The following is a 10,539-nucleotide window of genomic DNA, read 5'->3' on the forward strand; positions in this document are numbered from 1 at the left end:
CCGTCCGACCGGCTCTGTTTGGATGGCGGGGTGACGTCCGCCGACCTGACCGAGGGCTCCCGGGTGGCCCTGCTCGTCCCCGGCTCCGAGGCGTACGTCGACCTCGTGCTCGCCCTGCTGGGCCGCGGCGTCTTCCCGGTCCCGCTCGACCCGGCCCTGACCGAGCCCGAGCGCACCCGGATCCTGGCCCCCATCTCCCCGGACCTGCTCGTCACGACGACCGAGGGGGTGCAGGCACTGCTGGCGGAGCTCGCCGACCCGGACCCCCGCCGCACGCTCCCCCGCGGTCGGCCCATGCACTGCACGAGCGGCACCACCGGCACCCCCAAGGGCGTCGACTCCGGCCTGCTGCCCCCGGACCTGGCCGCCGCCCTGGTCGCCGAGGAGCGCGACCTGTGGGGGTTCTGCGCCGACGACGTCAACCTGGTGCTGAGCCCCCTGCACCACTCCGCACCCCTGCGCTTCGCCACGGGGACACTGCTCGCCGGTGGCCGGATCGTCGTCCCCGGTCGTTTCGACCCCGCGGCGATCACCACCGCGATCACCGCCGAGCGGCCGACCACGATGTTCTGCGTCCCCACGCACCTCCAGCGCCTCTTCGCGCACTGGGACGAGGTGGGCGTCCCGGACCTGTCCAGCTTCCGGCTCGTCGCCCACGCAGGAGCACCGTGCCCCACGGCGGTCAAGGAACGCCTCGTCGACCTCTTCCCCGAGGGGTCGACCTGGGAGTTCTACGGCTCCACGGAGGGCCAGTTCACCGCGTGCCGCTCCGAGGAGTGGCAGGCGCGCCCCGGCACCGTCGGGCGGGCCCGCCCCGGTCGCACGATCTCAGTGGACGCCGGCGGCACCCTGTGGTGCGCGGTCCCGCCGCACGCGCGCTTCTCCTACGTGGGTGCGCCCGACAAGACCGCCGCCGCCTGGCGCGACACCCCCGACGGCCCGGCCTTCACCGTGGGGGACGTCGGCCGGGTCGACACCGAGGGCTACGTGTTCCTCGAGGGGCGTCGTACGGACCTCATCATCAGCGGTGGCGTCAACGTCTACCCGCTCGAGGTCGAGCAGGTCGTGCGCGAGGCGCCCGGGGTCGACGACGTCGCCGTGTTCGGGACGGACGACGACGACTGGGGCCAGCGGGTCTGCGCCGCGGTCGTGGGCAGCGCGTCGGTCGCCGACCTCGACGCCCTCGCCCGCTCCACGCTCGCACCGGCCAAGCGGCCCAAGACCTGGGTGCACGTCGAGGGGCTCCCGCTGACCGCCACGGGCAAGGTCCGGCGGGACCGGCTCCCCGACCTGCTCGGCGACTGACGAAATGGCAGGAGGCCCGCCGGCGAACCGGCGGGCCTCCTGGTGGAACGTGTGGTGCAGCGGGTCAGTTGCCCCCACCGGTGAGCTTCTCGCGGAGCGCCTGGAGCGCCTCGTCCGAAGCCAGCGAACCGCCGGTCTGCTCCTGGGCGCCGGTGTCGGTGCCCTCCGAGGAGTACGACGTGGCCTCGCTCGCCTCGACCTCGGCCTGCTTGGCGTCGGCCTGCTGCTTGACGTGCTGCTCCCAGCGGGCGTGCGCCTTGGCGTACTGCTCCTCCCAGACCGCACGCTGCTCGTCGAAGCCCTCGAGCCACTCGCCCGTCTCGGGGTCGAAGCCCTCGGGGTAGACGTAGTTGCCCTGCTCGTCGTACGTGGCCGTCATGCCGTAGAGCGTCGGGTCGAACTCGTCGACGTCGGCAGCCGTGGCGGTCTCGTTGGCCTGCTTGAGCGACAGCGAGATCCGGCGACGCTCGAGGTCGATGTCGATGATCTTGACCATGACGTCGTCGTTGACCTGGACGACCTGCTCGGGGATCTCCACGTGGCGCTCGGCCAGCTCGGAGATGTGCACGAGGCCCTCGATGCCCTCCTCGACACGGACGAACGAACCGAAGGGCACCAGCTTGGTGACCTTGCCCGGGACGATCTGGCCGATCTGGTGGGTGCGGGCGAAGTGCTGCCACGGGTCCTCCTGCGTCGCCTTCAGCGACAGGGAGACACGCTCGCGGTCCATGTCCACGTCGAGGACCTCGACGGTGACCTCGTCACCGACGGTGACGACCTCGGACGGGTGGTCGATGTGCTTCCACGACAGCTCCGAGACGTGCACGAGGCCGTCGACGCCACCGAGGTCCACGAAGGCACCGAAGTTGACGATCGAGGACACGACACCCTTGCGGATCTGGCCCTTCTGGAGCTGGGTGAGGAAGCCGTGGCGGACCTCGGACTGGGTCTGCTCGAGCCAGGCACGGCGCGACAGGACCACGTTGTTGCGGTTCTTGTCGAGCTCGATGATCTTGGCCTCGAGCGTCTGGCCGACGTAGGGCTGCAGGTCGCGGACGCGACGCATCTCCACGAGCGAGGCCGGCAGGAAGCCGCGCAGGCCGATGTCGAGGATGAGGCCACCCTTGACGACCTCGATGACGGTGCCCTCGACGACGCCGTCCTCCTCCTTGACCTGCTCGATGGTGCCCCAGGCGCGCTCGTACTGGGCGCGCTTCTTGGACAGGATCAGGCGGCCTTCCTTGTCCTCCTTCTGGAGGACGAGGGCCTCGACCTTGTCGCCGACGTTGACGACCTCGTTGGGGTCGACGTCGTGCTTGATCGACAGCTCGCGCGAGGGGATGACACCCTCGGTCTTGTAGCCGATGTCGAGGAGGACCTCGTCGCGGTCCACCTTGACGATGGTGCCCTCGACGATGTCACCGTCGTTGAAGTACTTGATGGTCGCGTCGATCGCCGCGAGGAAGTCTTCTTCGGACCCGATGTCGTTGACAGCCACCTGGGGCGCGTCGTAGTCCGGAAGAGTAGAGATGGTGCTCGTCATAAGGGAAGTGATTCCTTGGGTGGTCAGAAGTCGTGCGGACACGCCGGAAGCCCTGTTTCACCACCGATGAGAGATGACGAGCGAGAGTCCGCTCCGTATGGAACCCAGGCAGACCTCTGGCGCACCCTGCAGCCTACGCGGGTGCGACCGCGAGCGTCCAACCCGTGTGTCCCCCTCGCCCCCGGGCGCACGGGCCCGGCAGTACCGTGAGCCCGTGCAGGACCACCTTCCCCAGTCCGTCCGGGTCGAACGCCGCCCGGTCGACGAGTCCGAGTCGCGGCGCGCGAACGGTCCGGACTGGGACCGGTACGCCGACGAGTACCAGGCGACGCACGGCGAGTTCCTGGGCGACGCGGGCTTCGTGTGGGGACCCGAGGGGCAGACGGAGGAGGACCTCGGGATCCTGGGGGACGTCGCCGGCCGCGACGTCCTCGAGGTCGGGAGCGGCGCCGGGCAGTGCTCGCGCTGGGTGCGCAACCACGGCGGTCGCGCCGTGGGGCTCGACCTCTCGCACCGCCAGCTCCAGCACAGCCGGCGCATCGACGAGATCACCGGGGTCGTCGTGCCCTCCGTGCGAGCCACGGCCACGCACCTCCCCTTCGCCGACGACACCTTCGACGTGGTCTTCTGCTCCTTCGGGGCCCTCCAGTTCGTGCACGACATCGAGGACGCGGTGACCGAGACCGCCCGGGTGCTCCGCCCCGGCGGGCGCTACGCCTTCTCGATCACGCACCCGACACGGTGGATGTTCCCCGACGACCCCGGCGACGGCGGCCTCGTCGCCTCCCAGTCCTACTGGGACCGCACGCCGTACGTCGAGGTCGACGACGAGTCGGGCACGGTCGCGTACGTCGAGCACCACCGCACGCTCGGCGACTGGGTGCGCCTGCTCTCCGCGACGGGCTTCGTCCTGCGCGACCTCGTCGAGCCCGAGTGGCCCGCGGACCACGACCGGGTGTGGGGCGGCTGGTCCCGCACCCGAGGCCTGCTCACCCCCGGCACCGCGATCTTCGTGGCCGACCTGACCCCCGGAAGGACCGCACCGTGAACGACGACCTCGAGGCCATCTACCGCAACCGGTTCGACGAGCGGGACCTCGCCAACAAGCGCATCCTGTGGGACGTCCTGGTGCGCGACGTCTTCCAGCGCTACGTGCCCGTCGAGGGCACCGTCCTGGACCTCGGCGCCGGCAACTGCGAGTTCACCAACGCCGTCCGGGCCGGGCGACGCATCGCCGTCGACCTCAACCCCGACACCGTGGGGTTCGCCGACCCGGGCGTCGAGGTGCTCACCACGAGTTCGGACGACCTGCACGAGGTCGCGGACGAGAGCGTCGACACGGTGTTCACGTCGAACTTCTTCGAGCACCTGCCCACCAAGGACGCCCTGGCGGCGACCCTCGCCGAGGCCCGTCGGGTGACCCGGCCGGGCGGGGCGCTGGTGGTCCTGATGCCCAACATCCGGGCGGTCGGCGGGCGCTACTGGGACTACCTCGACCACCACCTGCCGCTCACCGACCGGAGTGTCTGCGAGGCGCTCGGCCTGCACGGCTACGACATCGAGCGCGTCGTGCCGCGGTTCCTGCCCTACACCGTCAAGGACGCCAAGGTCGAGGTCCGGCCGTTCATGGTCGCCGCCTACCTGCGGTTCCCGCTCGCCTGGCGGGTGCTGGGAAAGCAGATGCTGGTGGTGGGACGGCGTCGTTGACGCGGTCCCACCACCAGCACCGGTGGAGCAGGGTCAGGCGGTCTCGCGCCGGCGACCGGCGAAGACGAGGAAGGCTCCGGCGAGCAGGGCGAGCGCCCCGCCGATGAAGCCGACCAGCGGGACGGTCCGGGTGATGAGCTCGATCAGGCTGCCGGAGTCCTTCGCCGACTCGACGTTGTCGGCGACCTGGTCCTCGGTGAAGGCCAGGTCGAGGTCCAGGAGGACGTCGCCGTCCTCGAGGGTGCGGAGCTCCTGCTGGGTCTGGTTGATGATGGACCCGGTCACCGGGTCGATCCACAGGAACTTGTCCTGGGAGTAGATGCCCTGGACGCCGTCCACGACCTCGGCCGACTCCTCGTCGACGACCACGTGGTACTTGTAGGTCTCGAGCCCGTCGAGCGTCTCGGTGCTGTCGTACACCGCGTCCACGGGGGCGCCGAGGATGCCGTCCCAGTACTGGTAGTCCTTCTTCTCGGCGTCGAAGGGCCACTTGTTGATGAGGCCCTCCTTCTCCTCGGCGCCGGCGGGGAGGTACTCCCCGTTGACCGCTTCCGCGGTGGAGCGGTCGGTCGCGAAGACGTCGGTGGACGCGGAGACCAGGCGACCCTCGGGGTCGTCGGCGTCGACGCAGTCGGGGACGTCACCCTCGTCGATCACGAGGCAGACCGAGTTGACGAACACGACGACCTCGTCGTCCGAGCGCTTCGAGTCGGCCTGGGTGATGCTCGTGGCCTTGACGTCGAGGCTCTCGACCTCGCCGGTCCCGGGGTTCAGCTTGTCGGCCGATCCCGCCAGGCGCGTGGTGCTGTCGGTGTCGAGCGGGGTCCGCTTGACCTGTCCGGGAGCCCAGAGCGTCGCGGTGAGGGCGACCACCACCAAGAAGGCGCCGAGCGCCAGAAGCACCCAACCAAAGATCTTGCGCACGACGAAAGTCCTCCCAGGAGTCGATGAGTCGCCGAAGGCTACCAGCAGGTAGCCCTCTGTGTACGCAGCTTCGTCGCGCCGTCAGATGACGCCGTCGGCCATCGCCTGGCGGACCCACGGGATGACGACGTCGAGCATCTCGTCGAGGGTAGTCGCGGCGGTGAAGCCCAGCACCTCGCGGGCCTTGGTCACGTCGGGGACCCGCTTGGCGACGTCGTGCTCGTAGGGGTTGTCCGAGACGACCGCGAACGGGCGCTCCGGGCCGTGGATCTTGCGCCAGATGACCTCGGCGAGGTCCAGCACGGTGGTGGACTCGGCCGTCGACAGGTTGAAGTCCTCGTTGCGGGCGTCGGGGGACTCCATCGCCGCGACGATGCCACGGGCCAGGTCCGCGCCGTACGTGTAGTGCCGCACCTGCTGGCCGTCGCCCAGGATGTGCAGCGGGTCCTGTCCCTTCAGCACCTTCTGGATCAGGTCGGGCACGACGTGGCTCATGGCGAGCTTGACGTTGCCGCTGGGGATCTCGACGTCCCCGAGGGCCCGTCCCTCCCCCACGCCGACGCAGTTGAAGGGGCGCACGATCGTGTAGGGCAGCGAGTACTGGTCCCATGCGGCCTGTGCGAAGTACTCCACGGCCAGCTTCTGGAAGCCGTACGACGACAGCGGCGGCGGGACGCGTCGCTCGTCGCCCTCCTTGGACGGCCAGGAGTCGGTGGACTCGAAGACCATCGAGGAGCTGAGGTAGGTCACCTTCCGGAGCCGGCCCTGTCCGAGCACCTCGATCGCGGCGTCGCACGTCGCGGCCATGATGCGCTCGTTGGTGGCGAGCAGGTCGTAGGCGTAGGCGTGGAAGTAGGAGATGCCGCCGATCAGGGCGGCCCCGGCCACCAGGTGGTCGCAGTCGCCCAGCAGCCGCACCATCAGCTCGACGTCGCGGACGTCACCCTCGACGAATGTGTAGCGGGGGTGGTCGTCGTACGACTTCGTCACCGGGCCGTACTTGGAGTAGTTGTCGATGCCGGTGACGCTGTAGCCGCGGGCGAGCAGCTCCTCCACGACGTACCCGCCGATGAAGCCGGCGGAGCCCGTGACGAGGACGCGCATGTCGCTCCGGTCGTCCGTGTGGCCATCCATCAGGTCAGGTGTCCTGTTCCGCGGCGGGGGCCGCACCGTTGTTGAGCCGGGCGATGCGGGCCGCCTGGTCGCGGACCTGGTCCACCGTCAGCTGGGGACCGTAGGCGAAGCGGTACCAGCGCAGGTACTTGGGGATCCACGCCTTCATGTCGAAGCTGGACTCGCCGATGGTCCGGTCCAGCCAGATGGTGGGCAGCTCGGCGACCGGCAGTCGCAGCCGGCGGGCCTTGGCGGTGAGCTCGAGGCCGATCTCGAATCCGCTGCGGCTGTGCACCCCGACCTCGCGCACGAAGTCGGTGTCGTAGGCCTTGAAGCTGTTGGTGGCGTCGTCGGTGCCGACGCGGGCGAACGTGCCCAGCGAGCGGCCCGCGGCACGCGAGATCAGGCCCTTGAGCATCGGTCCCCCGACCTGCTGCCCGCCCGGTGAGTAGCGGGAGGCCGCGGCCACCACGACTCCGCGCTCGACCAGACGCACCAGCGGGTCGATGAGCCGCGGGTCGTCGCTGCCGTCGGCCATGGTGACGACGACGACCGGCTTGCAGGCCGCGTCGATGCCGTAGCGGATCGCGTTGGCCGGCCCCCGGCCGTAGGTGTTGACCAGGGTCCGCACCCGGGTGTCGTGGCCCACGTGCTCCGCGACGGCGGCCACCGTCGGGTCAGCCTCGTCGTCGACGACGACGAGCACCTCGACGTCGACGGTGATCGCGTCGAGCAGCCGGTCGAGCACGCGCTGGATGCCCTCGTCCTCCCGGTAGGCGGGGATGACGACGCTGACGGCGGCCGGGATCACGCCAGGGCCCCCTGCCCGCGGAGGTTCCACACGTCGACGACCGGGCCGGCGAACGGCACGTCGGCGTACGACGAGTGGGGCGCACCGATGACCACGATGTCGGACTCTGCCAGCACCTCGTCGAGCGGGCGCAGGTCGGGGTCGTCGGTCACGAAGGGGTCGGTCGCCAGCACGCGGGCGGACCGGAAGGCCAGCACCCGCTTGAGCCGGTAGGACAGGCTCGAGCGGCGGTCGTCGCTCTCGGCCTTGAAGGCCATCCCGAGGATGCCGACGGTCATCGACATGAGATCGTGCCTGGCCTCCATGCTCTTGACCAGGTAGTCCGGCAGGCCCTCGTTGACGAGCATCGCCGAGTGACCGAGGGGAAAGCTCCCCCCGGTCACCGAGGCCAGCTGCATGGTGTCCTTGAACAGGCACGGCCCGGCCGCGAAGCCGGCGCCCGGGAGGTCGGCCGCGCGGGGGTAGCCCTCCATCATCGCGGCCCGGATCACCGAGAAGTCGAGCCCGAGGTCGTTGGCCATCATGTAGTACTGGTTGGCCGCGGCGAACTTGATGTAGCGCCACGAGTTGGTGAAGAGCTTCGCGAGCTCCGCCTCCTCCGGCTGGAGGTCGACCACGGTCTCGGTCAGCCGCCCGAACAGCGCCGCCGCACGCTTCCGCGCCCCGTCGGTCCGGGCCGCGACGATCTGCGGCAGCGTGAACAGCTCGGTCATGGCCTGGCCCTCGGCTATGCGCTCGGGGCAGAAGGCGACCTCGACACCGTCGAGCGGCGCGAGCAGGTGCTCGACCCGGCGCGTCACGCCGGGGAAGACCGTGCTCCGCAGGATGACGAGCTGCCCGGGGCGCAGGTCCTGCATCAGCTCGCCGACCGCGCGCGGCACCGCCTCAGGATCCGGGCTGAGGTACTGGTCGACGGGCGTCCCGACCACCACGACGACGTGCTCGGAGCGGCCGACGACGGCGCGGTCGGTGGTGGCGACGAGCGCACCGCTGGCCAGGGCATCGGCCAGCGGCTCGTGCACGCCGGGCTCGAGGAACGGCGCCCTCCCGGCCATGATCTGGTCGACCGCGGCCGCGTTGATGTCGAAGATGGCCACGGACAGGCCGCGGCTCGCGAACGCGACGGCCAGCGGGAAGCCCACGTGGCCAGCCCCGCCGACGATGCAGACGTCGAAGTGGAAAGTGTCGGTCACGGTTGCCTGTGCTCCTTCATGTGGCCGCGCACAACCTACCTCCGGATGCACGTGGAAGAGGCGGTTCTCCGGGACCCGTGTGGCCCAGGCACTACCATCGCCGCCGTGCTGTCTCCCCGCGCCGCGCTGGCCACTCCGTACCGGCGCGCCGTCGTGGGGCTCGTCCTGGTCACCTTCGTGTGGCGTGCGTGGACGGTGGCCCGGTGGACCTGGCAGGACGACGACTGGCTCTTCATCGAGCGCAGCGCGTCGATGCCCCTGCTGCCCTACCTGATGCAGGACTACAACAGCCACGTCATGCCCGGCGGGCTGCTGGTCACCAAGCTGATGGTGATGGCGTCCCCGCTCAACTTCTCGGTGGTCGTGGGCGTGGTGGCCCTGGTCTCCGCCCTGAGCATCGCCCTCTGGGGCCGGCTGTTCGAGAGGCTCACCGGTGGCCGGATGGTGGCGCTGCTGCCCCTCGCGGTCCTGGCGCTCTCCCCCGTGATGCTGCGTCCGATGATGTGGTGGGCATGTGCCGTGACCGCGCTCCCGCTCCAGATCTGCATGGCCGTCATGGCGCTGCTGGCCTGCTCGTGGGTCGAGCGGCGGCGCACTCGCGACCTGTACCTCCTGGGCCTGGCGTTCGTCGTCGGGCTCTTCTTCTGGGAGAAGTGCCTCTTCGCCACGGTCCCGACGGCCTTCGTGCTCCTGGCCGTGGCGCAGGGCGGATTGCGCGAACGTCTTCGCGTCATCGCGAAGCCGGTCGTCCTGCTGTCCGCGATCTCGGTGCCCTACCTGGCCTTCTTCCTCTACTGGACCCGCGGCTCGTCGAGCAGCAACTCCGTCGAGACGTCGTTCGCCGGTCAGACCCTCGGCTCCGCGCTCTCCGACTACGGGCGTGGTCTCACGCAGGTGTTCTTCCCGTCCCTCCTGGGAGGGCCGTGGGGCACCTTGCGCGTCGACGGCGATGCGGCCACCGCCCAGGGACCGGCGACGACCGCGGTGGTCGTCGGGATCCTCCTCCTGGTCGTGGTCTGGCTGGCTGTCCGACACCGGGGTGCCCTGTGGTTGATGGCCCTGCCCCTCGGGTACGTCGTCCTGACGGTCGGCCTCGTCCAGTTCAGCAGCAGGACCAACGACGTCTGGGACGTGGTGCTGACCGATCGCTACTACATCGACGGGCTCGCGGTCGCGATGCTCACCGTGGTGCTCGTCATCCGCGAGGTGGCGCCGCCTGCCCACGGCGGGGCGGAGGGCGACCCGCTGGCGGCCGGCACGGGTCGGCGCTGGTTCGCCGGCGCCGTCGTGGCCGTGACCGTGTCGCTCCTGGTCGCCAACGTCCTCGCGGCGCAACGCGTCGGTGTGCGACCGGCACGTGAATGGGTCGAGACCCTGCGCCAGGACATCGCGGCGTCCAGCCCGGCCGGCACGACTGGAGAACCGTTGGTGCTGTGGGACGCCTACGCACCCGACGACGTGATGCCGGCGGCCTTCTGGGCCGACCACGCGCTCCTGTCGAGCATGCTGGCTCCGGTGGAGGACACCGTCGTGTTCGGCGTCGCGAGTGACGAGCTGTGGCGCGTCTCGGACTCGGGCCGCCTGGAGACAGTCGCGGTCGATCCGGCGGTACGTGCGAAGCCTGGTCCGGTCAAGGGCTGCGGATATGCCCTCTCGGCCGGTGAGGAGGTCGTCGTGCCGATGAGTGGCTCGCTGTACTTCTGGAACTGGGCGATCCAGGTCAACGGTTTCGCGGCCGAGGGAGTCGACCTCGCCATCGACCTGGGGGACCGTGAGGTCTCGGTGTCCCTGCCGCCCGGGTTGCAGAGCCGCAAGATCCAGATCCAGGGTGAGGTCCCCCGGAAGATCCGACTTCGCTCCGATTCTGCCAGCGGGACCGCCTGCATCAGCGAGGTCTTCGCGGGTTCGGTCGGTCCCGTCGCCTGAACCGTCCGTCTCCCCCG

The 10,539-nt window shown here is 70.1% G+C and carries 9 protein-coding genes; 4 read left to right on the plus strand and 5 right to left on the minus strand.

All coding sequences use genetic code 11. The features are described 5' to 3' along the window. Nucleotides 1–30 precede the first annotated feature (30 nt). The gene (locus DAE25_RS08590) at nt 31–1,305 is read left to right on the plus strand and encodes a class I adenylate-forming enzyme family protein (RefSeq protein WP_107765771.1); all 1,275 of its coding nucleotides are present in this window, start codon (nt 31–33) and stop codon (nt 1,303–1,305) included. Between the two features lie 64 nt (nt 1,306–1,369). Here the strand turns inward: DAE25_RS08590 and rpsA are convergent, their stop codons facing one another. Next, a complete protein-coding gene (gene rpsA, locus DAE25_RS08595) occupies nt 1,370–2,848 on the minus strand; it encodes a 30S ribosomal protein S1 (protein ID WP_056888738.1) in 1,479 nt (492 codons plus the stop codon). Between the two features lie 214 nt (nt 2,849–3,062). Between rpsA and DAE25_RS08600 the strand changes: the two genes are divergently transcribed. Beyond that, nucleotides 3,063–3,896 carry a class I SAM-dependent methyltransferase gene (locus DAE25_RS08600; protein WP_234410932.1) on the plus strand — a complete coding sequence of 278 codons (834 nt, stop codon included), beginning with the start codon at nt 3,063–3,065 and terminating at the stop codon, nt 3,894–3,896. After that, nucleotides 3,893–4,555 (plus strand): class I SAM-dependent methyltransferase, encoded by a 663-nt coding sequence (locus DAE25_RS08605; RefSeq protein WP_199907492.1) that lies wholly within the window; start codon nt 3,893–3,895, stop codon nt 4,553–4,555. Before DAE25_RS08600 ends, DAE25_RS08605 begins: the two co-directional genes overlap by 4 nt. Before the next feature lie 33 nt (nt 4,556–4,588). Here DAE25_RS08605 and DAE25_RS08610 read toward each other — a convergent pair whose 3' ends face one another. From DAE25_RS08610 to DAE25_RS08625, 4 genes are all read right to left on the minus strand, one after another. After that, the gene (locus tag DAE25_RS08610; RefSeq protein ID WP_159083648.1) at nt 4,589–5,479 is read right to left on the minus strand and encodes a DUF3068 domain-containing protein; all 891 of its coding nucleotides are present in this window, start codon (nt 5,477–5,479) and stop codon (nt 4,589–4,591) included. An 81-nt stretch (nt 5,480–5,560) separates the two neighbouring features. Beyond that, nucleotides 5,561–6,613 carry an NAD-dependent epimerase/dehydratase family protein gene (locus tag DAE25_RS08615; protein WP_234410933.1) on the minus strand — a complete coding sequence of 351 codons (1,053 nt, stop codon included), beginning with the start codon at nt 6,611–6,613 and terminating at the stop codon, nt 5,561–5,563. A 4-nt stretch (nt 6,614–6,617) separates the two neighbouring features. Further along, complete coding sequence (locus DAE25_RS08620) at nt 6,618–7,403, minus strand: glycosyltransferase family 2 protein (protein WP_107765774.1); 786 nt, start codon at nt 7,401–7,403, stop codon at nt 6,618–6,620. Beyond that, nucleotides 7,400–8,596 (minus strand): nucleotide sugar dehydrogenase, encoded by a 1,197-nt coding sequence (locus DAE25_RS08625; RefSeq protein ID WP_107765775.1) that lies wholly within the window; start codon nt 8,594–8,596, stop codon nt 7,400–7,402. Before DAE25_RS08625 ends, DAE25_RS08620 begins: the two co-directional genes overlap by 4 nt. A gap of 105 nt (nt 8,597–8,701) precedes the next feature. Here DAE25_RS08625 and DAE25_RS08630 point away from each other — a divergent pair, with 105 nt between their 5' ends. Then, nucleotides 8,702–10,522, plus strand: a complete 1,821-nt coding sequence (locus DAE25_RS08630) for a hypothetical protein (protein ID WP_107765776.1) — start codon at nt 8,702–8,704, stop codon at nt 10,520–10,522. The last annotated feature ends 17 nt before the right edge of the window (nt 10,523–10,539 follow it).

This window comes from Nocardioides terrigena (genome assembly GCF_003047265.1).
In the GTDB taxonomy this organism is placed as follows: domain Bacteria; phylum Actinomycetota; class Actinomycetes; order Propionibacteriales; family Nocardioidaceae; genus Nocardioides; species Nocardioides terrigena.